The sequence below is a fragment of the Hasllibacter halocynthiae genome (genome assembly GCF_003003095.1).
Classification (GTDB): domain Bacteria; phylum Pseudomonadota; class Alphaproteobacteria; order Rhodobacterales; family Rhodobacteraceae; genus Hasllibacter; species Hasllibacter halocynthiae.
In genome coordinates this window covers 332,523-358,152 of sequence record NZ_PVTT01000002.1, presented here as the reverse complement: position 1 = coordinate 358,152, position 25,630 = coordinate 332,523, and the positions used below count along the sequence as shown (strand labels likewise).

At 73.8% G+C, this 25,630-nt stretch carries 21 protein-coding genes; 8 read left to right on the top strand and 13 right to left on the bottom strand.

What is annotated here, in order from left to right; translation table 11 throughout:
- Positions 1–110 precede the first annotated feature (110 nt).
- Genes BCF33_RS14055 through BCF33_RS08650 form a run of 4 tightly spaced genes read left to right on the top strand, consistent with a single transcriptional unit; the run spans position 111 to position 4,259 of the window.
- The gene (locus BCF33_RS14055) at positions 111–281 is read left to right on the top strand and encodes a NepR family anti-sigma factor (protein WP_245883786.1); all 171 of its coding nucleotides are present in this window, start codon (positions 111–113) and stop codon (positions 279–281) included.
- Complete coding sequence (locus BCF33_RS08660; protein WP_106160554.1) at positions 278–838, top strand: RNA polymerase sigma factor; 561 nt, start codon at positions 278–280, stop codon at positions 836–838. Before BCF33_RS14055 ends, BCF33_RS08660 begins: the two co-directional genes overlap by 4 nt.
- Positions 838–2,628, top strand: a complete 1,791-nt coding sequence (locus BCF33_RS08655; RefSeq protein WP_106160553.1) for a sensor histidine kinase — start codon at positions 838–840, stop codon at positions 2,626–2,628. The genes BCF33_RS08660 and BCF33_RS08655 overlap by 1 nt, the downstream gene beginning before the upstream one ends.
- A complete protein-coding gene (locus BCF33_RS08650; protein ID WP_106160552.1) occupies positions 2,625–4,259 on the top strand; it encodes a phospholipase D family protein in 1,635 nt (544 codons plus the stop codon). The genes BCF33_RS08655 and BCF33_RS08650 overlap by 4 nt, the downstream gene beginning before the upstream one ends.
- Here BCF33_RS08650 and BCF33_RS08645 read toward each other — a convergent pair.
- On the bottom strand, positions 4,256–4,996 hold the full coding sequence (locus BCF33_RS08645) for a PRC-barrel domain-containing protein (RefSeq protein ID WP_106160551.1): 741 nt from the start codon (positions 4,994–4,996) through the stop codon (positions 4,256–4,258). The genes BCF33_RS08650 and BCF33_RS08645 overlap by 4 nt on opposite strands.
- 78 nt (positions 4,997–5,074) lie before the next feature.
- Between BCF33_RS08645 and BCF33_RS08640 the strand changes: the two genes are divergently transcribed.
- Complete coding sequence (locus BCF33_RS08640; RefSeq protein ID WP_106160550.1) at positions 5,075–5,260, top strand: hypothetical protein; 186 nt, start codon at positions 5,075–5,077, stop codon at positions 5,258–5,260.
- Here BCF33_RS08640 and BCF33_RS08635 read toward each other — a convergent pair.
- The 5 genes from BCF33_RS08635 to BCF33_RS08615 all read right to left on the bottom strand — a co-directional run bounded on the left by BCF33_RS08635 (position 5,257) and on the right by BCF33_RS08615 (position 15,822).
- Positions 5,257–10,716 (bottom strand): translocation/assembly module TamB domain-containing protein, encoded by a 5,460-nt coding sequence (locus BCF33_RS08635; protein WP_106160549.1) that lies wholly within the window; start codon positions 10,714–10,716, stop codon positions 5,257–5,259. The genes BCF33_RS08640 and BCF33_RS08635 overlap by 4 nt on opposite strands.
- A complete protein-coding gene (locus BCF33_RS08630; protein WP_106160548.1) occupies positions 10,716–12,485 on the bottom strand; it encodes an autotransporter assembly complex protein TamA in 1,770 nt (589 codons plus the stop codon). Before BCF33_RS08630 ends, BCF33_RS08635 begins: the two co-directional genes overlap by 1 nt.
- Positions 12,486–12,577: 92 nt before the next feature.
- Positions 12,578–13,939, bottom strand: coding sequence for an alpha,alpha-trehalose-phosphate synthase (UDP-forming) (locus BCF33_RS08625; protein WP_106160547.1), 1,362 nt, complete (start codon positions 13,937–13,939; stop codon positions 12,578–12,580).
- 55 nt (positions 13,940–13,994) lie between these two features.
- Complete coding sequence (gene otsB / locus BCF33_RS08620) at positions 13,995–14,801, bottom strand: trehalose-phosphatase (RefSeq protein WP_158259392.1); 807 nt, start codon at positions 14,799–14,801, stop codon at positions 13,995–13,997.
- A gap of 34 nt (positions 14,802–14,835) precedes the next feature.
- Positions 14,836–15,822, bottom strand: coding sequence for a formate/nitrite transporter family protein (locus tag BCF33_RS08615; RefSeq protein ID WP_106160545.1), 987 nt, complete (start codon positions 15,820–15,822; stop codon positions 14,836–14,838).
- A gap of 106 nt (positions 15,823–15,928) precedes the next feature.
- On the opposite strand from BCF33_RS08615, the gene BCF33_RS08610 reads away from it, so the two are divergent.
- Together BCF33_RS08610 and BCF33_RS08605 are read left to right on the top strand one after the other, a co-directional pair.
- On the top strand, positions 15,929–16,831 hold the full coding sequence (locus tag BCF33_RS08610; protein ID WP_211292373.1) for a mechanosensitive ion channel family protein: 903 nt from the start codon (positions 15,929–15,931) through the stop codon (positions 16,829–16,831).
- 144 nt (positions 16,832–16,975) lie between these two features.
- On the top strand, positions 16,976–17,488 hold the full coding sequence (locus BCF33_RS08605) for a hypothetical protein (RefSeq protein ID WP_106160544.1): 513 nt from the start codon (positions 16,976–16,978) through the stop codon (positions 17,486–17,488).
- On the opposite strand, the gene BCF33_RS08600 is transcribed toward BCF33_RS08605, so the two are convergent.
- The 5 genes from BCF33_RS08600 to BCF33_RS08580 all read right to left on the bottom strand — a co-directional run bounded on the left by BCF33_RS08600 (position 17,485) and on the right by BCF33_RS08580 (position 23,082).
- Positions 17,485–18,546 (bottom strand): DUF1513 domain-containing protein, encoded by a 1,062-nt coding sequence (locus BCF33_RS08600; RefSeq protein ID WP_245883785.1) that lies wholly within the window; start codon positions 18,544–18,546, stop codon positions 17,485–17,487. The two genes, BCF33_RS08605 and BCF33_RS08600, sit on opposite strands and share 4 nt — an antisense overlap.
- Entirely contained in the window at positions 18,546–19,499 is a 954-nt protein-coding gene (locus tag BCF33_RS08595) for an imelysin family protein (RefSeq protein ID WP_106160543.1), read from the bottom strand. Before BCF33_RS08595 ends, BCF33_RS08600 begins: the two co-directional genes overlap by 1 nt.
- Positions 19,499–20,998 carry a di-heme oxidoreductase family protein gene (locus BCF33_RS08590; RefSeq protein ID WP_106160542.1) on the bottom strand — a complete coding sequence of 500 codons (1,500 nt, stop codon included), beginning with the start codon at positions 20,996–20,998 and terminating at the stop codon, positions 19,499–19,501. The genes BCF33_RS08595 and BCF33_RS08590 overlap by 1 nt, the downstream gene beginning before the upstream one ends.
- Before the next feature lie 94 nt (positions 20,999–21,092).
- Positions 21,093–22,355 (bottom strand): imelysin family protein, encoded by a 1,263-nt coding sequence (locus BCF33_RS08585; protein ID WP_106160541.1) that lies wholly within the window; start codon positions 22,353–22,355, stop codon positions 21,093–21,095.
- A 286-nt stretch (positions 22,356–22,641) separates the two neighbouring features.
- Positions 22,642–23,082 carry a YbaN family protein gene (locus tag BCF33_RS08580; RefSeq protein WP_158259391.1) on the bottom strand — a complete coding sequence of 147 codons (441 nt, stop codon included), beginning with the start codon at positions 23,080–23,082 and terminating at the stop codon, positions 22,642–22,644.
- A 172-nt stretch (positions 23,083–23,254) separates the two neighbouring features.
- Between BCF33_RS08580 and BCF33_RS08575 the strand changes: the two genes are divergently transcribed.
- Positions 23,255–24,433, top strand: coding sequence for an AI-2E family transporter (locus BCF33_RS08575; protein WP_106160539.1), 1,179 nt, complete (start codon positions 23,255–23,257; stop codon positions 24,431–24,433).
- Here the strand turns inward: BCF33_RS08575 and BCF33_RS14050 are convergent.
- Both BCF33_RS14050 and cydB read right to left on the bottom strand, forming a co-directional pair.
- Complete coding sequence (locus BCF33_RS14050; protein ID WP_158259390.1) at positions 24,430–24,600, bottom strand: hypothetical protein; 171 nt, start codon at positions 24,598–24,600, stop codon at positions 24,430–24,432. The two genes, BCF33_RS08575 and BCF33_RS14050, sit on opposite strands and share 4 nt — an antisense overlap.
- Complete coding sequence (gene cydB, locus BCF33_RS08570) at positions 24,597–25,628, bottom strand: cytochrome d ubiquinol oxidase subunit II (RefSeq protein ID WP_106160538.1); 1,032 nt, start codon at positions 25,626–25,628, stop codon at positions 24,597–24,599. Before cydB ends, BCF33_RS14050 begins: the two co-directional genes overlap by 4 nt.
- Between the last annotated feature and the right edge of the window lie 2 nt (positions 25,629–25,630).

Below are 25,630 nucleotides of genomic sequence, written 5' to 3'. Positions count from 1 at the left end.
GCGGTTGAACCTTCGTTTCCTGTCCATCAGGGAACCGAACGCCGCCCCGCAGGTTCCGTTCCCTGGACAGCAGCAAAATCTCTCGGATCATCCGAGCGGGACAGGCCCCTTTGACCGAACAGAATGACAGCGAGCCGCGGCCCCATGTGGCCGCGCAGATCGACGAGAACCTCAAGCGCGTCTATGGCGAGGTCGCGCGGGAGGGCGTTCCCGACCGCTTCCGCGACCTGATCGCGCAGTTGAAGGCACGCGAGGTCGACCAGTCGGAGGACGCGCAATGAGCGATCATCCCGACCCGCGAGACGAGCTCGTCGATCACCTCCCGGCCCTCCGGGCCTTCGCCCTGTCGCTGACCCGCAACGGGGCCGCGGCCGACGACCTCGTGCAGGACACGATCGTGAAGGCGTGGACCAACATCGAGAAGTTCCAAGCCGGCACCAACATGCGCGCCTGGCTGTTCACGATCCTGCGCAACACGTTCTACTCGAACCGGCGCAAGGCCAAGCGCGAGGTCGCTGACGTGGACGGGGTGTTCACGGCGTCGCTCTCCGAGAAGCCCGCCCATGACGGTCGCCTGCAGATGACCGATTTCAAGAAGGCGTTCGAGCAACTTCCCGACGAGCAGCGCGAGGCACTGATCCTCGTGGGCGCGCAGGGCTTCTCCTACGAGGAGGCGGCCGCGATGTGCGGTTGCGCCATCGGCACCATCAAGAGCCGCGCGAACCGCGGCCGCGGCAAGCTGGCCGAGCTCCTGCAGCTCGAGGACGGCGAGGAGCTGACGATGACGGACAACGCCACCATGGCGGTCATCGCACAGGGCGGCCAGGGCTCCTTCTGATGGATCCCGTGACCGGTCCGGCCCGGTTCGCCCAGCGGATCGGCGTCCGGCTGGCCGTGCTGCTGACCATCGCCCTGCTGCCGATCGGCGTCCTCTCCGTCCTGCAGACCCGCCAATCCGCCGAGATCGAGCAGGCCCGGGCGGAGCTGACGCTCCTCGCCCTGACCGAGCAGTCGGTCACCGCCGACCGCGTGCTGACGCAGCGCGCGCTCGGCTCGGCCAGGGCGCTGGCCACCGTCGTGCCGACCATCGCCGGCGATCCGGAGGCATGCCGCCGCCGGATGGCGGCGTTCGTGGAGGAGGGCTCGATCTACAGCTTCGCGGGCTTCATCCCCTCGTCGGGCGTGATGACCTGCTCCTCCTCCGGGAGGGAATTCGACTTCAGCGGTTGGGACGATCACGAGCTGATGCTGTCGAACCCCGAGCCCATGGTCATCGTCAACGAGGAGGCGCCGCTGTCGCGCACCTCCGTGATCGTCATCTCGTACCCTTCCTTCGACGCCGCCGGCACGCTCCTGGGCTACGTGTCGCTCTCGGTGCCGACGGTGAACGTGCGACCCGACATCCCCGTCGTGGCCGGGATGGACATCGTGATCTTCACCCGGTCCGGGGCGGTCGTCGGGGCGGGCGGCTTCGAGGGCGGCATCAGCGTCGAGGACCGCCTGCCCGCGAGCATGGTCCTCTCCGAGCTCGTGCGCGACCGGCCGGGCGTCTTCACCGCCCGGGACGGCCTTGGCGAGCGGCGCGCCTTCGCCATCGTCCCCTTCGCCGAGGACCGGCTCTTCGCGCTCGCCAGCTTCCCGGACCGCAGCGCCGGCATCCTCGCGGGGGGCTACCTTCTGCCTTCCTGGCTTCTTCCGGGCCTCATGTGGGCGGCGAGCGTCCTCGTCAGCTACTTCGCGATCGACTGGCTGGTGATCCGGCATCTTCGCGGCCTCAACCGCCGCATGCGCGAGTTCGCCGATAGCCGCCTGCTGCCCAAGGAGGGCGCGGTCGCCGGCCTTCCGCTGGAGATCGCGGAGATGGAGGACGACTTCACCACCATGACCCGGCAGATCGTGCGCGACGAGGCCGAGGTCGAGAACGCCCTCCACCAGCAGCGCGTCCTCCTCAAGGAGGTGCACCACCGGGTGAAGAACAACCTCCAGCTCATATCGTCGATCATCAACATGCAGATGCGCGAGCTGTCCTCGCCGGAGGCGCGCCTCGTGCTGCGGCGGGTGCAGGACCGGGTGCTCGGCCTCGCGGCGATCCACCGGAACCTCTACCAGACCACGGACGTTCGCCGCCTCGAGGCGGGGGAGGTCATCTCCGAGATCGTCGACCACATGGCCGACATAGGATCGGAAGGCGAGGAGAGCCCCCTGATCGAGAAGCGGATCGACCCGGTCGACCTCTACCCCGACCAGGCCGTTCCGCTCTGCATGTTCGTGACCGAGGCGATGACCAACGCCTTGAAGTATCTCGGGGCCCCCGCCGGCGGGGGGCACCCGGTCATATCCGTCTCCCTCGAGACGTCCGGGGACGGCGCGGTGGACCTCGTCATCGCCAACACGCTCGGCGAGGGCGGCGTCACGCCGGTGGAGGGCAGGTCGCGGTCCAGCGGGCTGGGGCGGCGCCTGCTCGCCGCCTTCGCGGCCCAGCTCGACGCGAGGCTCGAGGACGGCGAGAGGGACGGCCGCTACGGCGTCCGCCTGTCGTTCCGCGAGCGGGCGTTCGTCGACGAGGGCGACCGGCTCGACGCCGAGGAGCAGGCCTCCGCCCGCGCGGCCACCTTCGCGGCCCAGTGAGGAAGCTCGGCCTGCCCGCGTCCGGCGGAGGCGGAGCGCCCGGCGCCGGGCCGCCGCGCCGCCCGCGGCCCCCGCCCGCCCGCGCGCCCGGCGCCCCGGCCTTCCTCGTCACCGCCGAGGAAGGGTTCCCCGCGTTCGAGCGGCTCTTCCTCGGCGCCCGCAGGAACGTCCGCATGGGCTTTCGGATCTTCGACCCTAGGACGCCGCTCTACTCCGCCGAAGGGCTGGCGGTGGGGCGGGACTGGTTCGACCTTCTCGTGCACACGCTCGCACGCGGGGTGGACGTGGACCTCGTCCTGGCGGACTTCGACCCCGTCGTCGCCTCGCCTACCCACCGGCTGACATGGCGGTCGATCCGCATCCTCCTCGCCGCCGAGGAGGTCGCGCGTGCTTCGGCTGGCGACGTGGCGGGGCGGCTCGACGTGTCGGCCGCGCTCCACCCCGCCCGCGTCGCCGCCGGCCCCCGCGCCTTCCTCTACCGCCGCATCCTCGGCGAGCTGCACGAACGCGCCCGCGATCTGGCGGCCCTTGGCGAGCGGCAGCTCGACCGCGCGCTCTCGGAGATGCCGGGCCTCGCGCCCTGGTTGGCGTCGGCGAAGGACGCGCTGGCGCCGCGCCGCTGGCCGATCCCGCCCCTGGTGCCGGCGACGCATCATCAGAAGATGGCGGTGTTCGACCGCGAGACGCTCTACATCGGCGGGCTGGACCTCGACGAGCGGCGCTTCGACACTTGGTCGCACGACCGGCCGGGACCGGACACGTGGCACGACGTCCAGGCCGTGGTGCACGGGCCTGCCGCGGCGGAGGCGGACGACCACCTCCAGCGCTTCCTCGACGAATGCGCCCGCCGCGCGCCCGTGATGCCGTGCCGGCACCTCCTGCGGACCCTGTCGCGCAAGCGGCGGGTGCAGGGCCTATCCATGTCCCCCGAACCCGTCGTCTCCGAGATCGCCGACCTTCACGCCCGCGAGATCGGGCGCGCGCGCGGCCTGATCTACCTCGAGACGCAGTTCCTACGCGACCGGGCCATCGCCCGCGCCCTCGTCGAGGCGGCCAGGCGCGATCCCGGTCTCACCTGCATCCTGATCCTGCCCGCCGCCCCCGAGGAGGTCGCCTTCCAGGACCGCCGAAAGCTCGACATGCGCTACGGCGAGCACCTTCAGGCGCGTTGCGTCCGCCGCGTCCGGCGTGCCTTCGGAAGCCGCCTCTTCGTCGGCAGCCCCGCCCGCCCCATGGCGGCCGGGCAGGCGGACGGGCGCGACGCGCTCTTCGGCGCGCCCATCATCTACGTCCATGCCAAGGTGTCCATCTTCGGGGACGCGGCGGCGAGCGTGTCGTCGGCCAACCTGAACGGGCGCTCCATGCGCTGGGACACCGAGACCGGCGTCGCATTCCGCGACCCCGCCGACGTTCGCCACCTGCGGGAGCGGTGCATGCGGCACTGGCTGCCGGACGATCCCCCGGCCGAGTGCCTGGACCCGTCCACCGCCGCGGCGGCCTGGACGGCGCTCGCCAACCGCAACGCGTCGCTTCCTCCGGCCGAGCGGCAGGGGTTCCTGCTACCCCATCCCGTCACGCCCGCGGAGCGGTTCGGACGGCCCGTCCCCGGCGTGCCCGAGGAGATGGTCTAGGGCGACATCGGGTCCGAAGGCGCGTTCCAGTGCCGTAGGATCGCCGCCGCGTCGCCTTCGGTGAAGTCGCCCGGCACCGGCACGTCCGGCGAGCCCGAGAGTTCCGCCGTGCCCCCGGCGATGACCACGTGCCCGCCCGGCGCGCGGCGGCGGACGGCCGACCAGGGCACGGCATGGCGATCGGCCGGCGTCTGCACGATGAGATGCGCCGCCGTCCAGTCCGCCTGCGCGAGCAGGACGTCGTCGACGCGACCCAGCTCGCCGTCGCGCCCGAACACCTCCGCGCCCAGCCATTCCGACGCCCGTTCCAGCGTCTCGCGGGGATCGTGCGGGGCCTCGGAGCCGGGCGCGTCGGGATGGGGGGCCTGCTCCTCCACGGCCTCGCTGCGCAGCCCCGCCGCGATCAGGAGAGGCGAAATCGTGTTGCCGAACGGTCCCGTCAGGATCGCCGGCATCGCCGCCGGATCGAGGAGGAACCCCTCCTCGGGCTCGGTCTCGGCGGCCTCGATCATCGCGGCATCGACGTCCGCGCGCGGCGGGGTGCCTGGGGTGACGCGGCTGGCGTGGATCAGCGCCCGGCCGCGCGACAGGAAGCCGCCGGTGCCCACCTCGACGTAGACGAGGCGCGCCCTGCGGGGGTCGAGCCAGCCCTCCTCGACCTCGTAGGCGCCGTCGAGCGTCATCACGTCCTGCGCCAGAAGCGCCCGAAGCCCCGTCAGCATGCCGATGTCCCCCATGCGGTGTCGCTAGGCGGAACGCCAGCCCCGCCCGCGCGTTCCCTCCCTTGCACGCAGCTCGCACGAAGGAGCAGCCCCATGGATACCGCCTGGAACGACGTCGGCATCATCGCCACCGTCCTCGTCTTCGGGACGCTCCTCATCGTCCTCTTCTTGACGCGCCTGTCCAAGCGGCACGTCGAGAAGCGGCGCGACTCGGACCGCCCCAAGTCCACGCTGGCCGCCGACGCGCCCAGTACCCGCCCGGGCGATCCCGTCGACTAGTAGTCCCGCTCGAAGAAGATTCCGATGCCGGTGCCGCCCTCGTTGTCCACGCTGCCCTTGACGGTCAGGTCGTCGGTCAGGTCGATGTTGATGGTGACCTCGGCCTCGCCATCGCCGCCGACGGTGACGTCCGTGTAGATGTTCTCGCTGATGTAGCGGCCCGCGCGCACGCCGACGTCGCCGTCCTCGTCCGTGGTGATGTCGAGGTCGTCCAGCCCGGCCCCCTCGCGCAGGTCGTCGATGAAGCCGATCCCGCCCCGGCCCGTCAGCTGCGCCACCGCGTTCGCCAGCCTCGCTGCCTGCAGCGGGCTGAGGTTGTCGAGGCCCCGCCCGAAGAGGAGTTGCGAGATCACCTCGTCCTCCGGAAGCCCCGAGGACGATTCGAAGGTGATGTCCGGCTCCGTCAGGTCGCCCTCGACGATGATGCTGATCGTGCCGTCGTCGACATCCGTCCGGGCCACCAGCCGGACTATGGGAACGAAGTCCCCCTCCAGCTGGATGGATCCCTCGTCGAGGGTCAGCCGCCGCCCCAGAAGGTCGAGGCGTCCGCGGATCAGCTCGAACTGGCCGACGGGGATGACCTCGCGCGTGGTGCCCGTCAGCCGGATCGAGCCGCCCAGCTCCGCGTCGAGGCCGCGCCCGCGCACGAAGATGCGCCGCTCGGCGTCGATCAGGAGGTCCAGCGCGAACGCGTTGCGCGAGCGGGTCCCGTCGCGGCCCACCGTCGCAGGCGGCTCCTCGATGCGGGCGCGCCGGCGCGTCAGCTCGACCGCCGCGGTGTCGTCGACGTGCCGGATCGCCGGGATCGCCCCGGTTCCGCCGAAGCCGGTGGAGGGGATGCGGATCTCCGTCTCGCCGAGGGCAAGGCGGCCGGTGATCGCGCCGCCGCCGCCCGTGAGGGGTCCCGAAACGTTGATCTGGCCGGAGACGGTCGTCTCGTAGAGCAGGGGGTCGCGCACCGACAGCGCATCGGCGACCACGGTCAGGTCCGCCCGGAACGGCGGCTGCAGCGCGATCGGGCCCTCGACCCGGATCGTCCCGCCCGAAGCCGGCGCCCCCGCGAGGTTGATCCGCGCAGTCCCGTCCGACAGGGTCACGGTGCCCGAGATGCCCTCGATCGCCTGCCGCAGCCGCGGCAGCGCGAGCCGCGCTCCCTCCGTGCTGACGGTGCCGGTCAGCGAGGACAGGGCCGGCGGGCCGTCGATGCGAAGGTCGAAGCGCGCCGGCCCCCGGACGCGGCGCGGCCGGATGAACGGGTTCGCCAACTCGAGCGGCGCCTCGCCTGCGGCCGAGAGCGACAGGTCGTCGAACCCCTCGCTCGCGCTGCCCTCGACCCGCGCCGTCACGCCGGCGGCGCCGACATCGGCCGCGATCTGCCAGCGCCCGCCGTCCCGCCCGATCCGCCCGTCCAGCGAGGCCCCCCCGGAGAGCCGCGGCACGAACGCCCCCAGGTCGCCGAAGCGCGCGTCCACGTCGAGATCGGCGAACTCGAGGTCCGGCGAGAGCGTCCCCTCCACATCCGCCGAGAGGCCCCGCGGCCCGAAGGCCTGGACGTCCACCGCCAACCGGTCCGCGCCCGCGCCGCGCACTGTGCCCGAGGCCCGCGCGCCGCCCTGCAGCTGCGGCACGAACCGGCCGAGAAGGCCCGTCGAGACGTCGAAGTCCAGGTCCGCCACCGAGAGGTCCGGCGCGACGCGCCCCTCGACGTCGAAGGCCGTCGCGCCGGGCGCCGTGCCGTCCACGTCGAGGTCGAACACGCCCTCGGTGCGCCCGATGGTGCCGCTGACGGACGCCTCGCCCTGCAGCTGGGGCACGAAGACGCCGATCAGGCCCCCGCGTGCGTCCACGTCGAGGTCGAAGTCCTCCAGCCCCGGCTCGACCGTGCCCTCGACGTCGAAGACGGTGCCGCGCGGGGCGGTTCCCTCTAGGTTCACCGCGACGCGCTCGCCCTGCCGGACCACCGTGCCCTCAACGCTGGCGCGGCCCTCGCCGACCTGGGGGACGAAGACCCCCAGCGCGCCGGTCTCGGCGTCCAGCCGCAGGTCGGCCACCGAGAGGTCGGGCGCGATCCGCCCCTCCACGTCGAAGACGGTGCCGCGCGGCGCGGTGCCCTCGACGTCCACGTCGTAGACGTCCCCGTCCTTGGTCACGCGGCCCGCGATGCTGGCGGTGCCGGGCAGCTCGGGCACGAAGGCGCCGATGGCCTGCGTGCGCGCGTCCACGTCGACGTCCACCACCGAGAGGTCGGGCGCGATCCGCCCCTCCACGTCGAAGACCGTCTCGCGCGGGGCGGTGCCTTCCACGTCCACATCGTAGACATCGCCGTCCTTGGCGATGCGCCCGGTGACGCTGGCCGCGCCGGGCAGCTCGGGCACGAAGGCGCCGAGGGCCCCGGTCCGGGCGTCGACCGCCAGGTCCGCCGTGGACAGATCCTCGGCCACCGTGCCCGACGCCGTCAGCGCCGTGCCCTCGCCCGCCGAGGCGTCGACGTCGATGGTCCATATCCCGTCCTCGTCTCGCAGGCCCGCCGCGTCGATCGTGGCCGGCCCCGGCAGGTCGGGCAGGAAGGGCGCGAGGTCGACGACGTCCGCCTCGACGTCCACCGCCGCCGTGCCCTCGGGCGGCAGCGAGACTTCGGCCGTCACGGTCGATCCGTCGCCCGCCGCCGCGTCGAAGTCGGCGGCCCAGGTGCCGTCATCGCGCGTCGCGACGCCGTTTGCCGTGACCGGGCCCTCCAGCCCGTTGAGATAGGACGCGGGATCGGCCAGCCGTCCGTCGAACGCCGCCTCGACGTCGCCGTCCGCCGCCAGGCTCCCCTCCAGGGCGAGGCGGTCGCCGTCCGGCGTGGTGGTCTCGACCTCGCCGGCGATCGCGCCGTCTGGCGCGCGGCGCAGGTCGGCGTCGAAGTCGATGGGGCCGGGCAGGCCCTCGCGCAGGACCTCCGGCTCAGCGATCCGGCCGTCCAGCGCGGCGGTGATGCCGCCATCGGCGTCCAGGGCGAGGTCGCCGCTGGCGGTGATGCCCGCCCCGGCGGAGAGCCGCAGGTTGGTGCGCCAGCCGCCGTCCCGCTGGACGGCCGTGCCCGTCACCGCCGCGCGTCCCGGAAGCTGCGGCACGAAGGGCGCGAGGTCCGGCACGCTCGCCTCGTATCCCACGGTGGTGGGCTGACCCTCCACCACGCGGGCGCCGAGGCTCGCGCGCAGCCCCTCCGGGCCCTCGATCTCGGCAGTCGCGCGCGTGCCCGCGTCGGTCACCGTCACCTCGCCGGAAAGCTCCGCCGGACCCTCGACGAGGTCTGTGAACGCACCGACCTCGGGCACCTCGGCCGCGTAGCTCGCGCTCAGCGGCCCGCCCTGCGGCGCGTCCAGCGCGATCCGCGCGCCGATCCCCTCGGGGGCGTCCGCGGTGAGCCGCGCGGTCCAGTCGCCCTCCTCGCGCACCGCCCGCCCCGAGATCGCGGCCTCGCCCGGAAGCTGCGGCACGAGATCCCCGAGGGCGCCCACGGTCGCGTCGAAGTCCACCGTCGCCCGCCCGTCCGGCGGCAGCACGGCCAGCAGCACGGCCTCCGTGTCGGCGGGGCCGTCCAGCTCGCCCGAGACGGACCAGCGGCCATCGGCCATCCGCGCGCCCCCGTCCAGCGTCACGGGCCCCTCCAGCGCGGGGACGACGCGCCCCAGGTCGTCGAGCCGCAGCGCCACCTGCAGGTTCGCCCGCTCGGGCGCCACCGTCCCCTCGGCGGAGGCCTGGAGCGCCTCGGTCTCGACCGAGGCCTCGCGCAGCAAGGTCCCCTCCTCGTCGCGCCGGGCATCCAGGACCACCTCGGCCCGCCCCCCGAGAAGGGCGTCGACCGCTTCGATCCCCACGGCGAGGTTCTGCCCGAGGCCCGTGATGCGCGCGTCGAACGCCCCGTCCAGGGCGGCCTCTCCCTCGAGGCGGCCGTTGATCGAGCCCTCCAGCGGCTGTCCGGCCAGCGCCGACAGCCGGCCGAGGTCGCCGAAGTAGAAGCCCGCGCGCCCGTCCAGTGCGATGCCGCCCTCGGTCCGCAGCTCGCCGACCGCCTCGATGCCGTAGTCGTCGCCCGTCACGTCGAGAAGGCGCACGGTCGCCGGCTGGCCGGACCGCCAGTCCGCGTCGAGGACCGCCGCCACGTCGTCGCCCAGGGCGCGCTGCAGCGCGGGATCGCGGGCCATCAGGCCCTCGGCCCGCGCCTCGATGCGCGCGCTCACCGCGTTGCTGCCGTTCGTCTGGATGGTGCCGCCCCCGTCCAGGGTCAGCACGTCCACGTCCAGCTCGGTCGTGTCGAGGCCGTCGAGGCGCCCCTGCAGCGTCCACGCGTCGCCCGTCGAGGCGTCGAACGTCGCGGAGAGGTCGGCCGCGTCCACCAGCACGCGCCCGCCGATCGGAAGGCGCGTCGGCCCGTTCGCGTCGCCCAGCAGGATCCGAAGGTCGAACCGCTCGGGCAGGTTGCTCGGCGCCAGGGCGGCCTCCCCCTCGATCCGCAGCGCCGCCGAGGAGAGGTCGAGCGCGTCGATCACCGTCCGCCCCTCCGGCGTGCGGACGCCGCTGACCTCGAGGTCGAGATCCTCGCCGAAGAACTCCCGGTAGGCCGGTGCGAAGAGGGGGGTCACGTCGCCCGAGAGGTCGAGGGCGAAGCGGCGCCCGCCGGCCTCGTCGCCCTCCCGCAGGGCGGTCAGCGTCGCGCGTCCGCCCAGTCGCTCCTCGCCGTCCGTGTCGAGCGCGATGTCCGCGGCGAAGTCGTCCAGCGTTCCCTCGCCCTCGACGTCCAGCTCGACCGACGGGCGGCCCGGCAGGTCGAGAAGGCCCGCGACGATGCCGTCCTCGCCCTCGCTCGCCTCCACGTCGACGTCCAGCGTCTCGGCCTCCCGGTCGTAGTCGAGCGAGACGGAGAAGCGCGCCGGCGCGTCCAGCCGCTCGGCCACGAGGTTCAGCCCCAGCCCCCGGTCGTTCAGCACGGCGCTCGCCGCGGCGGTCAGCTCGGCGGGCACGCCGGCGACGGGCTCGCCCACGACGAGGCGCCCGATGGCCAGCCGGTCCACGTCGACGCTGACGGGAAGCTCGGGGATCGAGAAGCCCGTGCCGCTCGTGGCCGAGGGCACCCCGTCCGAGACGGGCAGCCGGTCCAGCACCACCCTCTCCGCCGAGAGCTCGTCGACGTCGAGCGTCCCGCGCAGCAGCGCGGAGCGGTTCCAGTCGAGCACCACGCCCTCGACCGTGACCCAGACGCCCTCGGGGTCGGCGATCTCGATCCGCTCGATCGTCGCCTCCGAGGACAGCGCCCCCCTGAAGCCGATCACGTTCACGTCGCGCGTGCCGTCCGACAGCGCGCCCTCCAGCAGCCCCTCCAGGAAGCCGGCGTCCTCCCGCTCCGCATCCGTGCGCTGCGCCTCGGCGCCGAGCGGCAGGCAGAGCGCCGCCAGAAGAAGCATCCGCCGCATCAGAAAGCCTGCCCTATGCCGATGTAGACCTGTACCCCGTCGCCGGTGTCGCCCGAGACGGGGGCGCCGACGTCGAGGCGGATCGAGCCGATGCCCGTGCGATACCGCAGCCCGATCCCGGCGCCGGCATGATCGCGCGTCTCGCCGCCGAAGCTCTCCTCGCCGAGGATGCCGTAATCTGCGAAGAGGACGCCGCCGATCCGCTCGGTGAAGCCCACCCGCAGCTCGGCCTGCGCGGTCACCCGGCTCGCGCCTCCGGCCTCCCGGCCCATGATCGGGATGCCGAGGCTCTCGTAGGGCTGGCCCCGGACGGTCTGCGAGCCGCCCGAGAAGAACAGGAAGTCGGCCGGCACCTCCGAGCGGTCCGCGCCGATGACGCTGCCGAAGCCCAGCCGCCCGGCGGCCACGACCCGCGTGCCCAGGGCGCGGTAGCCGCGCACCTCCCCCTCGACGCGCAGGCCCGTGCCGTCGCCGTCCGTCAGCCCCGCGAAGCCCCTCGCGTCGAGGTCGGCGTAGTAGCCGCCCGTGGGGTCGAGCGGGTCGTCGCGCCGGTCGACGCGCGCGGTGACCGGCAGCTCCAGCAACTGGAACTCGCGCGTGCCGAAGGCGTCGTCCGTGCGCGCGTAGCGGTAGCCCAGGCCGGCGGCGACGGTGATCTCCTCGGTGGCATAGCGGGTCAGAAGGCCCTGGAAGGCGAAGGTCTCCTGCTCGAAGGCCGGCTCGTCGAGGCGCTCGAGCTCGGTCGAGAGCTGCAGGTCCACGTCGGGCCTGAACGTCGCGGGACGGTTGAAGAGGACCTGCGCGCGGTAGTCGCGCCCCTCGCCGCCGCCGTCGATCCCGCTCACCTCGAAGTCGAGGCGCAGCCGCTCCGCCCCGCCGAGGAGGTTGCGGTGCAGCCAATACACCTCCAGCGCGGCGCCGTCGTCCGATTCGATCTCCGCGCCGAAGCCGAAGCGTCGCGGAAGCTGCTCGACCACCGTGAGGGTGGCGTCAATCGTGCCGTCGGGGTTGGCCTCCTCCGCCGGGATGATCCGCGCGGCGGTGAACGCGCCCGTCCGGCGCAGCCGGTCCTCCGCACGCTCGATGGCGCCGGGATCGAATACCTCGCCCACGGGAAGGCCGGCGATGGCGCGCAGCCGGTCCTCGCGCACCCGCTCGGCGCCCTCGATGCGAAGGGGCGCGAAGTGCAGCACCGGCCCGGGGGCCAGGCGCACCTCGGCGTTCAGGACGGCGCTGGGATGGAGGGCGGTGATCTCCTGATCGTCGATCCGCGCCAGGGCGCGACCGGTGTCGCGCCACCCCTCGACGCCGGCCTGCGCGGCCTCGCGGATCGCGCCGGTGAGCGCGCGCTCGCCCGGGGCGAACTCCTCGGGAAGCTCCGTGCCGGGGGCGAGGGGGGCGACGATGGCCTGCCCGAAGCGGAACTGCGCCCCAGAGCGCACGGCGATCACGACCCGTCCGATCCGCGCGGGCGCGTCCAGCGGCGCGATGCGCGCGGCCTCCCGCCCGTCGAGCTGGATGGACACGACCGGCCCGTAGAACCCCTCGGAATAGAGGCGCCCGACGATCCGCGTGTAGTCGGCGCGCGCCGCCGCGACGAGGTCCTGCGCCGTCTCGATCCCCTCCTCGCGGCCGGCGACCACGAGCGAGGCGGCGCGCACCTCGTCCTCCAGCGCCTCGGGCCCATCGACGACGACGTCCACCTCGAACGCCGCCGCGCAGGCGGGCAGCAGCGCGACCAGCGCCGCCAGAACGGTCCGTGTCCTCAATGCAGCCCCCTCCGTGCGCGCCGCCCCATCTTGCGCCGATCGCGCGTGCCCCCACAACGGGAAATGTCGCAGATGCGAAAGCCTTTCTGCCCTCAGGCGGCCTTCGGCGCATCGCCCTGGGCGACGCGCTCGAGATCGGCCAGGATCGCGCGGCGCCACCAGTGCACGTCGCGCGCCCGCATCCCCTTCATGATCGCGCCGTGCCGCTCGCGCCGCTCGCCCAGCGGCATCCAGAGCGCGGTGACCATCGCCTGGACCATGTCCTCGCCGTCATGAGGGTTCACGATCAGCGCCTCGGGCATCTGCTCGGCCGCGCCGGCGAACTTCGACAGGATCAGCACGCCCGGGTCCTTCGGGTCCTGCGCGGCCATGTACTCCTTCGCGACGAGGTTCATCCCGTCCGCCAGCGGCGTGACCAGCCCCACATAGGCCGCCCGGTAGAGCCCGGCGAGGCGGTCGCGCGGCACGGGCCGGTGGATGTAGCGGATCGGCGTCCAGTCGAGGTCGGCATGGGCGCCGTTGATCGCGCCGGTCATGCGCTCCAGCTCCTCGCGGATCTCGCGGTAGGCCTCGACCTCCTCGCGGGTGGGCGGCGCGATCTGCAGCAGCTCGACCTTGCCATGAAGGTCCGGCCGCCGGTCGAGGAGCGTGCCGAACGCCCGGAACCGCTGGGGCAGGCCCTTGGAGTAGTCCAGCCGGTCCACCCCGATCACCGTGGCGCGCCCTTCGGTGTCCCGCGGCGGCGCGGCGGCCGCGGTGCGGGCGAACTCCTCCACGTCGATGCCGATCGGGTAGGACGCGACCCGCACCTCCTCGCCGCGCAGCGCCATCCGCCCGTTCAGCAGGATGGACGCCTCCGGCACCGTGCGGAACGCCTCGAGGCAGGCGGAGACGTCGCGCATCGACTGCAGCCCGAAGAGGTCGAAGGCCGCGATCCAGCGCGCCGTCTCGGCGCTGTTGGGCAGCGCCTGGAAGGCCATCGGGCCCGGGAACGGGATATGGAGGAAGAAGGCGACCGGGTTCGAAACGCCCAGCTGGCGCAACTCGTAGGCGAGGGGCAGGTGGTGGTAGTCGTGGACCCAGATGCGGTCCTCCGGCTCGACGATGCCCGCGATGAGGCGCGCGATCCGCCGGTTCACCCGCCTGTAGGCGCTGGGATAGTCGGGCCGCATCCGCATCAGGTCCACCCGCCCGTGGCAGAGCGGCCAGAGCACGGAGTTGGCGAACCCCGCATAGTAGTTCTCGTGCTCCTCGTGGGTGACGTCGAAGCTCAGCCGGTCGAAGGCCGCCCCGGGATGCGGGGTCAGCCGCTCCTCCACCGCGTCGACGGGCGTGCCCGAGTTGCCGACCCAGACGCCGCCGCCCGACAGCGCCTCCTCCAGCGCGACCACCAGCCCGCCGGAGGGGTTGTCCCCCAGCGGAAGGCGGTTCGAGACGACGACGAGGCGCGACATGGGAGGGGTTCCGTTAGCAGGGAGAGGGCGGGCGCGGGAAGGGCAGGGCCGATCCTCAGGCGGCGCCGGCGGGCTCCTGCGCACGGCCGGCGATCTGGCGCGCCAGCGCCCTATGCACGACCTCCGGGCTCTCCAGCCGGCAGCCGGCGGCCGACTGGCCCTCGCCCACCTTCACCGCGACCCCGCCCCGTTCCTTCGCCCAGGCCAGGGCCGGCTCGTCCGTCACGTCGTCGCCGAAGACCACGGGCAGCCGCCCCGCGAACGGCTCCTCCTCCATGAGGGCCTGGATCGCGTTCTCCTTCCCGACGCCGTCCGGGCGGACCTCGAAGGCCATCTTGCTGTGATGAATGTGGAACCCTTCGAACTGCGAGAGCGCGTTCTCCAGCATGTTCCAGGCCGCGCCCCTCAACTCGGGGTTGCGGCGGAAGTGCAGCACGACGCCCGTGGGCTTCGGCTCGGCGATGTAGGCCTCGTTCGAGGTGGCGAACCCCTCGACCATCTTCTGCAGCGCCGCGACGACGCCCGGATCGGGCGAGACGGTCGCCTCAGGGCCCTGCCCGCGGTCGATCTCGCCGCCATGGCTGCCGACGATCACGCCGGGAAAGTCCGGCAGCCAGCGGCGGATGTCCGCGACCGCCCGGCCCGACGCGATGGCCACAGCCCCGCCCGCCTTGGCATGCAGCTCGCCCAGCATCGGGCCGAGGTGGCCTGGCACGTCGATGCCGTCCGGCGTCTCGGCGAGGTCGACGAGCACCCCGTCGAAGTCGAGGAAGAAAGCGGCCTCCTCGGTCCGGAACCTCGGCAGGCAGTCCAGCTCGGGGCCGGGTCCGTCAGCGGCGAAACCGATCATCTCGTAGAACATCATCCCTCTCCCGCGGGCGCGGCCCGCAGCCGCGTCACTCGCCCGGAGACGTTCCGGACACCGATCCCTGACGCTGCTCAACGCGCGCCGACTTGCTGGCGTTCCGCCGTGCGCTGTAGTGCTCGCGCAGCTCCGCCATGCGCCTGTCGCGGGCGCGGCGCGCCTCCGTCATGCGGATCTCGTCCTTGACCTGTCCCCAGGCCATCACGCTGAACACCGCCGTCCCGCCCACCACGTTGCCCATCAGGACCGGCAGGAAGAACCCGAAGACGGCCAGCCCGATGCCGAGCTCGCCTGCGAGCAGCAGATAGCCCATCTCGACGCTGCCCGCCACGATGTGGGTGAAGTCCCCCGCCGCGATCAGCCACGTGAAGACGATGATGATGAAGAACTTGGCATCCTCCGCCTGCGGCATCATCCACACGATCGCCGCGATCAGGATCCCGGCCGGCACGCCCCGCAGGAAGCCGTCGAGCGCGCCCATGTGGGTCGCGTGGACGCTGAGGTCGTGGATGGCGGGGTGCAGCTCGGGCGCGATGGCGCCCGAATGGAACAGCGCGGCCGCCATGAAGGCGCCGACGAGGTTGGCCCCCAGAACGATCGCCCACAGGCGCAGCACGTCGAGCGCGGCCGCCCAGGTGGGCTTGATCATGAAGGGCAGCACGGTGGTGATCGTGTTCTCGGTGAACAGCTGCATCCGGCCCATGATGACCAGCATGAACCCCAGGCTGTAGCCGAGATTCTCCAGAAGGTAGGTCCACTCGGCGGCCGGCAGGTAGGTGCGGAAGATCGCCTCCCCCAGGACGGAGAAGGATATGAGGAGCCCCGCCGCGATCCCCGACCAGACGAGGCCGGAGATGGGCCGGGCCAGCTCCTCCTCGCCCGAGCGGCGGATCACCTCGTAGATCATCTTGGAGCTGAGGCCCGCCGCGTTCTCGATCGAGCGGTCCTCCATCTCGTCGCGCACCTCGCGCGCGTGCTCCTCGCCTTCCTCGGTCAGCGCCTCGCTGTGATCTGCCATGGGATGCCCTTCGCGGTGATGCTTCCCAAGCGCGCTGCGCCGCCGGGGTTCCCCGGAACCTAGCCCGCCGCGCGCCCGTTCGCCATTCGACGGAGGGAGGCGTCCCATGGAGGAGGACAACGCCGGCGACGTGGCGGCGACGCTGCTCGTCCAGCTGCAGGGCTGGTCGGCCGGTCTCGTCGAGGCGCTGCCCCGCATCGGCGTGGCCCTCGTGGTCCTCGCGCTTGCGGTGCTCGCGGTCGCCATCGGGCGCTCCGTCATCGCGCGCCTCGGGCGCCGGCTGCGGCCCAACCTCGTCGAGGTCCTTCAGCTCCTCCTGTCGGTGGGGGTCTGGCTGGTGTTCGGCCTCGTCGCGCTGACGATCGTCTTTCCGTCCATCACCCCCGGCTCGGCGCTGGCCACGCTCGGCCTCGGGTCGGTGGCGATCGGCTTCGCCTTCAAGGAGACGTTCGAGAACTTCCTCGCCGGGATCCTCATCCTCCTGCGCGAGCCGTTCAAGATCGGCGACTTCGTCGAGTGCGACTCGGTCGAGGGGCAGATCGAGCGGATCACCATCCGCGACACCCGCCTGCGCCAGACGGACGGGCAGCTCGTGGTGGTCCCGAACCACGACCTCTTCCACAATCCCGTCGTGGTGCGCACCGACCGCGACCTGCGCCGCGCCGCCATCACCGTCGGCGTCGCCTACGGCGAGGACGTGGACGCCGCGCGCGAGGTGATCGCCGACGCCATCCGGGCGGTGGACTCGGTGCGCGACGACGTCCACGACGTGCAGGTCTTCGCCAAGGCGTTCGCCTCCTCCTCGATCGACTTCGAGGTCGCGTGGTGGACCGGGTCGACCCCGCTCGACATCCGCTCCTCGCGCGATCAGGTGGTCGCCGCCATCAAGCGGGCCCTCGACGAGTCCGGCATCGAGATCCCCTTTCCCTACCGGACCCTCACCTTCAAGGAGCCGCTCGCCCTCGGCCGCGAGGGGCAGGACGGCGACCGGCGGGAAGCCGCGGAATAGCGCGGGTCGCCCCGCATCGCCGCCCGTTCGCTGCAACCCGCCCGTTCCGGTCCGTCCATTGTTGACCGAATAAGTCAGGTATGGCAGCAGGGTGTCAGGGCAAGCCGGTCGCCAGCCTCTCGCCGCCGACGGAAAGGGCCCCCAGTGAACCAATCAGCCACCCCGCCCCGGGCGGCCGCCTGTGCGGGCCATCGGTCCGAACCCCTGGACGCGCTTTCCTTCGACGCCGCCGAACGGGACGTGCTGACGATCGCGCGGCACTACTTCCGCAGCTTCGCGATGCCCGGGACGCAGTCCTGGATCGGCGGGATAGGGGCGGCGCTGGCCGCGTTCGACCACGACCGCGCCCCCGGCCTGGCGGTCGCCGCGGTGGCGGCGGTGCAGGCCATGCGGCAGGCGCGGGCCTCGACCTTCCGGTTCAACGACCCTTGCTGCCCGGACTGCGCCCGCCGCATCACCCGGCACGAGAAGGCCTGGCTCGGCGCGCTCGCGGCGATGCGCGAGCGGGCGCACGAAAGGGCGTCCGGCCATGCCGTGATCCTGTGCGAGGGCGCCGATCACGCGGCCTTCCTGCGGGCCATGGCCGTGCTCGCCGGCCACCTGCCGCCGCGCGGGGCGGCCGCGCCCGGCCGTCCGGCCCCTTTCCCCGGGGGCTAGCCCGGGCCGACCGGGACGAGGTGGTTGTCCCAGGCGACCCCGGCCCGGCGCGCGCCGCCCGGGTGCAGGATGCCGCCCCGCCCGTCGGTGAAGGCCAGCCCCGCCCCCGCCGGCGCCACGCCGCAGATATCCGGGCGGCGCACGATCCCCGCCGGGCCGCCCGCCACGGGGAAGACCTGCGCGAGCCCGCCGCGCGGCCCGGTGACGGCGACCCGCGCACCGTCCCCCGAGAAGGCCACCGACCCCCCGTAGCCCCGCATCGCCCCCTGCGTCGCGGGATCCTCCAGCAGCCGCGGCGCGCCGCCGCCCCGGCGGTGGAGCGCGAGGAGGGCGCGCGCCTCCCCCTCCTCGCCCTGCCATTGCAGCGCCATCGCCACGGTGCCGTCGCGGCGCGCCGCGAGATGCCGTATCGAAGCGAGGCGCATGCCCTCGCCCAACTCGACCACCTCCTCGGCCGCACCGTCCCGCAGGAAGGCTAGGTTCGGGCGCATGACGGCGAGGTTCAGCTTCCGCCGCCCGGTGGCGGGATGGGTGCGGATGCCGCCGTTCGCGACCGCCAGGACCTCCGTTCCCGGCAGGCGCACCACCTCGTGCGGGCCGGTCCCGCCCGTGCGCCACTCGCCCATGCGGCGATAGCCCCCGTGGGCGTCCCAGAGGCCCAGCACCCCCTCGCCGGCGGCGAAGTCGTTCTCGGTCGTCGCGAGTACCGTGCCGCCGCCCAGATAGGCCCCGTGCCCGTAGAAGTGCCGCCCCTCCGGCGCCTCGAGGCGGCGGCGCACGGCGCCCGTCCGGCAGTCGAGGACCAGCGCGAAGGTTCCCGGCCGCCGCGCGAAGGCGACCGCCTCGGCGCGCAAGGGGTGCGCGGCGGCGGCATGGCCCCGCGCGGGAAGGGGGACGCGGAACGCCTCCCCGCCCTCGGGGCCCAGGCCGATCAGCGCGAAGGCCCCCGAAGGCTCGCGCGCGGCGGCGAGGAAGGCCGGCGCGCCGACCTCGGCCCAGGCGGCGGCGGGGATCGCGGACGCCGCGGCCGCGCCGGCCAGGAAGGCCCGGCGGCGCATCAGTCGCCGTCCAGGGCGTTGAAGCCCGCCGGAACGTCCAGGGCGGCGCCGATCTCCTCCTCGGCCGTGCGCCAGACCTCGCGCACGGCCGTCTGCAGCGCCTCGACCCGAAGCCGCTCCGAGGGTTCGGCGACGCCGGCGAGGGCCGGGTCCTCCAGCCCGTCCGCCAGCGCGATCGCCCGTGCGAAGGCGGCGTCCGTCTCCGGCGCGTCCGCGAGCAGCGCCGCCAGCTCCCGCAGGGCGCGAAGCGCGGCGGCGACGTTGGGCAGCGAGCGCTCCGACCGGCGCATCTCCGCGCGCAGGGGCCGGGGCGCGTCGAAGGTGCCCAAGGGCCGCCCCAGCCGCTGCTCGGCCGTGAACTCCAGCCCTCCGACCAGCGCGGTGTAGAGCGCGGCCTCCGCCTCCCCGGGGGCGAGGAAGCGCGCGTTCCCCGGCTCGCCGGCGGCGCGCATGAGGGCGGCGAACCCATCCCATCCGGCATCCACGGCCCCGGTCAGCGCGGCGAGATCCGCCGCCAGCGCCGCGGTCAGCGCGCAGGGCTCGCCACCGTCCTCGAAGATCAGCCGCTCCAGCCCCGCGAGGCCCCGCGCCGCGGCCGAGGCGCGGGCGATCCCCTCGGGGGTCCAGGCGCCCTCGCCCCCCTCCCGCAGGAGGCGCAGGCCCCGCGCGGTCGCGTCCCGCCCGTCCGGCCAGAAGTGCACGATCCGCAGGCGCCCCCCCTCCTCCAGGGGGCCCAGGGTCAGGTGCGAGGCGCCCGCCCACGCCTCGGCCGCGTCCCGGAACGGCCCCTCCAGACCCTCGCATCCCTCCGCGGCCGCGTCCGACAGCGCCTCCGCGGCATCGGCCAGCGCCGCGATCCGGGGCAGCACGTGCCCCTCCAGCGCGGCGTCCACGTCCGCGGGGGCGGGGGCGGCCGGGGCCGCGAGAAGGGCGAGGGCGAGGGCGAGGCGCATCAGAGGGACTCCAGGAAGGCGAGAAGGGCGGCGCGGCGTCCGGGCGGCATCGCGGCGTAGGCGTCGCGGGCGGCCGCCCCCTCGCCGCCATGCCAGAGGATCGCCTCCTCCGGCGTGCGGGCGCGCCCGTCGTGCAGGAACCCCGCCTCGGGCGAGACCTGGCGCACCAGCCCCAGGCCCCAGAGCGGCGCGGTCCGCCATTCCGCGCCCTGCGCGTCCCCGGCGGGCAGCCCGTCGGCCAGCCCCTCGCCCATGTCGTGGAGGAGGAAGTCCGAATAGGGCCAGATCAGCTGGAAGGAATGCTCGGGCCGCCCCCGCAGGCGGTGGGTGACGAATTTCGGCCTGTGGCAGGAGGCGCACCCCGCCTCCATGAACGCCGCCTTGCCGGCGAGGACCTCCGCCCCGCCCGGGGCCGCCCGGCGCGGCACCCCCAGCGTGGAGGAGTAGAACGTCACGCGGTCCAGCGCCTCGCCCGACACCTCGAACCCGCCCTGCGCCGCGTCCATCCCGTGGAAGGCCGCGCGGCAGGCGGACTGCGCCTCCGTGCAGTCGCCCCAGGGGTCCGGCCGAAGGGGCGAGGCGAGGCCCATGTCGGCGTTGAACGCGTCCGCCGCCTGCTGGCGCAGCGTGGGCGTGGTGGCGCGCACCCCGAAGCGGCCCAGCATCTCCGTTGCGTATTCCGGCGACCAGACGACGTTGGGCCGCCCGGAGATGCCGTCCCCGTCCGCGTCCTGCGGATCCGCGCCGGCCAGGATGTCGGCCGCCGGAATCGCCTCGACGAGGCCCAGCCCGATCATGGCGGGGGCGACGCGCGGGCTGATGGCGGTGGCGGGGCCCAGGGACCCGTAGGCCAGCCCCTCCAGCGACCACCGCGGGCGGCGCAGCGGGACGGGGCCGGTCCCCGCCAGGGGGACGCTCTGCGCCGTCTCCCACTCGACGGCGACGCGCCCCTCGGCCGGAACGCCCGGGAGCGAGCGGTCCGAGAGCTGGTGCCCGTAGGCCGGGTCCGCGCCCGCGCCGAGGTAGCGCGACAGCCCCGAGGGGTCGGGCTCCGGCACGCCGAGGCGCACGACGAGGCTTCCGGCGTCGTCCCCCGGCCCCGCCGGCGCGTGGCCCCGCCCGTCCTTCAGGTGGCAGTCCTGGCACGACCGCATGTTGAACATCGGCCCCAGCCCGTCCGAGGCGATCGTCGAGGCCGGCGCCGCGACCCAGAGCCGCTCGAAGAGGCCGTTGCCCACCGCGAACTCCGCCTCCTGCTCGAAGGAGAGGTTGGCCTGCGGCAGCGAGAAGGCCTGGGCGTCCCCCCGCCGCCGCACGGTGCCCGCGCCGCCGCCGTTGGCCTCGAACCGTTCGGGCGCGTCGAAGGCGGCCGCGGGCGCGGTGACGGCGGCCACGCGCGCGGCCTCGGCCGGCGTGCGGGGCACGACGTCGAGATGCGGCTCGGCCTCCTGCGCGAGGGCGGCGAGCGGAACGAGGGCGAGCAGGACGGCGATGCGCATGGGGGCTCCTCCGCCAGATGTTCGAGGTATCGCAACCGATATCGCGGCGACCGGCGGGGCGGGGGCCGGGACGGGCCGGCCCCGCCCGGGCGGCCTACTCGAACACCGCGTCCGGGTCGTCGAGGCTGTCCGACCCCTCGAACGCGACCTCCTCCCCGCCGAGGGCGGCGGCCGCGCGCTCGATCTCGCGGGTCTGCGCCACCAGGGCGTCCACCGCCGACTGTATCAGCGCGCCGCCCGCCTCGTTCGCGGGGTCCAGCATCATGTCGTAGGGCATGCCCGCCTCCGCGACGAGCTTCAGCTCGGTCATGCGGTCCTGCGTGACGCCGAGCGCGTCCTCGAGCCCTTCGGCGACCTGCGGGTCCGCCTTCGCCAGCAGCTCGTGCAGCGACGGGCCTTCCGTTATCGCGCCGTCCACGCCGACATAGCGTCCCTCGTAGACGTTCCGGATGCCGAGGGCGTCGTAGAAATGGTCGTTGTGGGTGTTGTCGGCGAAGCAGGAATGCTCCTCCTCCGGGTCGTTGAGAAGAAGGCCGAGCTGCATCCGCTCGCCCGCCTGCTCGCCATAGGAGAGCGAGCCCATCCCCGTCAGGATGCGCTGCACGCCGCCCTCGTCCTCCAGCACGGCGGCGCGCGCCTCGCCGCCCTCGGCCCAGGCGCCGGCCATGTACCCAAGGTCCGAGACCAGAAGGTCCGTGGCCGCCTTCAGGTACTCGCCCCGCCGGTCGCAGTTGCCGCCCGTGCAGGCGTCGCCCGCCGCGTAGTCCGTCCACGGCCGCCGGCCCGCCGTGGCGTCGTAGGCCCCGATGTCCTGCCCCCAGAGCAGGAACTCGATCGCATGGTAGCCCGTGGCCACGTTCGCCTCCGCGCCGCCGGCCTCGTGCAGCACGTCCGCCAGCAGGGCAGGGGTGATGGCCGAGGCGTCGACCGTCTCGCCCGAGAGGTCGAAGGAGGGGTTCGCGATCACGTTCAGCCCCGCGGCCGGGTTCTCGTCGTGGCCCTCCAGCGGGGCGGAGCCCTCGGCCGCCACGTAGTCGATCAGCCCCTCGTCCAGCGGCCAGGCGTTCACCTTGCCCTCCCAGTCGTCGACGATGGGGTTGCCGAAGCGGTAGACCTCCGTCTGCTGGTAGGGCACGCGCGCGGCGAGCCAGGCGTCCTTCGCGGCCTGCAGCCCCTCGGCGGACGGCTCGGCGAGGAAGGCGTCCACCGCCTCCTGCAGGGTCCGCGCGGTGCTCAGCGCGTCGCCATAGGCCGCCTCGGCGATGTCGGCATAGGTGGTCAGAACCTCGCCTTCGGTGGCGGCGAGGGCCGGAAGGGCCAGCGCCCCGAGAAGCGCGGTGGTGGCGAGAAGACGCATGGGATGTCCTTGCTGGATGGATGCGATGGGATCGAGGGGCCGGGCGGCCCGCCGCGCGGACCCGCCCGCGGGCGGGCGAGGGGGGCGGAAGGCGGGGTCCTCGTCCTGTCGCATGATCGGGTCCCTCCGGCGCTCGTGGGGCGGGTCCGGGCTGGCGGCCGCAGCGGCGCGCTGGCTGGGATCCTCCGCAACCTGACGAAACCCGTCGGATATGGCAAGCGCCTCCGAGGCCCCTCGAAGGGGCCGCCCGGGGGACCGCCCCCGCCGCCCGTCTCCCGGCGGGCCTTCAGCGGCCCCGGCGGTCCTGCGGCGCGGCGCGCCTCGCCGCCCCGCCGTTGGGCCGCGTCACGACGAAGGCGCCCGCTGCGACGAACGCGGCCCCCTCCCCCGCGAGCACCACGTCCGGCAGGCCCAGCCAGAGCCCGAGGCAGAACCCCGCCGTCATGCCCGCCACGGCGAGGATCTTGTGGCGCGGCGCGATCGCACCGTTCTCGCGCCAGTCCAGGATCACCGGCCCGAACGCGCGGTTGCGCTCCAGCCGCGCGGCCAGCTCGGGCGCGCCGCGGTTGTAGGCGTAGGCGGCCACGATCACGAAGGGCGCGGTCGGCATGACGGGCAGCACCGCGCCGATCACGCCGAGCGCCAGCGAGACGCCGCCGATGACGCGCCATGCCCGCTGCCCGAGCGTCCGCCCGCCCCTCCGCCTCCCTCCGGCTCCACCACCCATCGCGATCCGCCCGCTTCGACTGCAGGGGTCAGCGCCGCGGCGCCCGCCCTGTTCCATGCCCTCCGTCCCGCGCCCGGCGTTCCGTGACCCCGGGCCGGGCCGCGCCTGCGCCCGCTCTGGATGCCGCCCGGCGTCCGGGCTAGGCCGACGCGGCCTGCCAGGGAGGCCGACGATGACCGAAGAGCGCGCGGCGCCGCCCGCCGGAACCCCGGCCCCCGCCGCAGGCGCGGCCGACCCGCGCCGCCGGGTTCCCGCCACGCCGGCCGGGCAGACCCTCGCGACGCTGGTGCAGGTGGTCCTCCTCGTCCTGCTCACGGGGTTCCTGCTCGCCCTCGGCAAGCCGGTCCTCCTGCCGATCCTCGCGGCGGTCATCGCGGTCTACGTCCTCGTCAGCGCGTCGGACGCGCTCGGGCGGCTGCCCGTGGTGGGGCGCCTTCCGACGGCGATCAGGCGGTTCCTCGTGCTCCTGGGCTTCGCGGCGGCGGTCATCGCGCTCAGCGGGATCGTGGTCGACACGATCGGGCGCCTCGTGCGCGCGGCCCCCCTCTACCAGGCCAACGTCGAGCGCCTCGTGGCGCAGGGCGCGGACCTCCTGGGCATCGACGAGCGTCCCGACTGGGGCACGATCCGCGAGGCGACCTTCGGGCGCTTCTCGCTGCAGCGCCTCGTCAACGGGGTGCTGCTCAACGTGACCAGCATCGGCGGCACGGTCCTTCTCGTGATCGTCTACGCCGCCTTCCTCCTGGCGGAGCGGGGGGGCTTCGACGCGCGTCTCGCCGCCGCCCTGCGCGACCCGGAACGCACGGCGCGGACGGGCGCGGTGATCCGCGACATCAACGACCGGATCGGCGACTACCTCGCCGTCAAGACGCTGGTGAACGCGATCCTGGGCGCGGTCTCCTTCGCGATCCTCTGGGCGCTCGGGGTGGACTTCCCCCTCTTCTGGGCGCTGGCGATCGCGCTGCTGAACTACATCCCTTATCTCGGCTCGCTGATCGGGGTGGCGTTCCCCGTGGCGCTGGCGGCCGTCCAGTTCGGCGACCTCGCCCGGACCCTCCTCGTGGGGGCGCTGCTGACGGCGGCGCAGGTCGTCGTCGGCAGCGTGATCGAGCCGCGGTTCATCGGGCGCCGGGTGAACCTCTCCCCCTTCGTGGTGCTGGTGTCGCTGGCGACCTGGTCGTCGCTCTGGGGGCTTCCGGGCGCGCTCCTGGCGGTGCCGCTGACCTCCATGCTCGCGATCGTGCTCTCGGCGTTCGAGGGCACGCGCGGCGTGGCCGTCCTTCTCGCCGACCGGATCGAGGGCTCGCCCGCCGGCGAGGGCGGGGCGCCCCGGCCCGCCCCCCGCCCCTAGGCGATCCAGAGCCTCAGGATCGCCGCGACGACGCCGACGACCACGACGCCGCCCAGCCAGAGGCCGGCGAACCAGGCCAGCCGGGCGGCGAGGCGCCGGCCCCCCCGGCCCCCCCGGCCCCCCCCGGGCCCACCATGTCCCCCGGGCCGGCGTCCGGGGCGCGTCAATGGTATCCCGCCTCCGGGTCCACCTTCCCGCGGAACACCCAGTAGGCGTAGGCGGTGTAGCCCAGGATCAGGGGCAGCAGGATGCCCGCCCCCACGATCATGAAGAGTTGGCTCTCGTAGGGGGCCGCCGCCTCCCACAGCGTCACCTCCGTCGGCACGATGTAGGGGAAGATCGAGATGCCGAGGCCCACGAAGCACAGCGCGAACATCGCCAGCGCCAGGACGAAGGGCCAGTACTCGTGCCGGTGGACGGTGAGGGCGCGGAACATCAGCACCGCGATCAGCAGCACCGCGGCGCCCACGCCGAACGCCGCCCCGATGCGCCATCCGCCGAACCAGCGCACGAAGTACCCTTCCTGCAGGAACGGCGTCCAGAGGCTGACGACCCCGATGAAGGCCACGGTCGCGAAGCCCAGCACCCAGGCGCGGGCGCGCATCCGCTCCTGCAGGGGGCCGGTGGTCTTCATCACCAGCCAGGTCGCGCCCAGCAGCATGTAGCCGACCATCACCGCCACCCCGACCGTGACCGAGAAGGGGGTCAGCCAGTCCCACCAGCCGCCCGAATAGGCGCGCGCGGCCTCGTCGACCTCGATCCCCTGGAGCAGCGCGCCGAGCGCGACGCCCTGCGCCAGCGCGGCCACGGCCGAGCCGCCGATGAAGGCGAGGTCCCAGACCCAACGCCGCCGGTCGGTGCGCCAGCGGAACTCGAAGGCGACGCCGCGGAAGATCAGCGCGAGCAGCATCGCGATGATCGGCGCGTAGAGCGCGGGCAGGATCAGCGCGTAGGCCAGCGGGAACGCGGCGAGAAGCCCGCCCCCCCCCAGCACCAGCCACGTCTCGTTGCCGTCCCAGACCGGCGCGACCGAGTTCATCATCACGTCCCGGTCGCCCCGCTCCGGCTCGACCGCGAAGAGCATCCCGAGCCCGAGATCGAACCCGTCGAGGATCACGTAGATCAGCACCGCCAGCGCGATGAGCAGCCCCCAGACGAGGGTCAGGTCGAACGAGACGCCTTCGGCGACGGGCATGG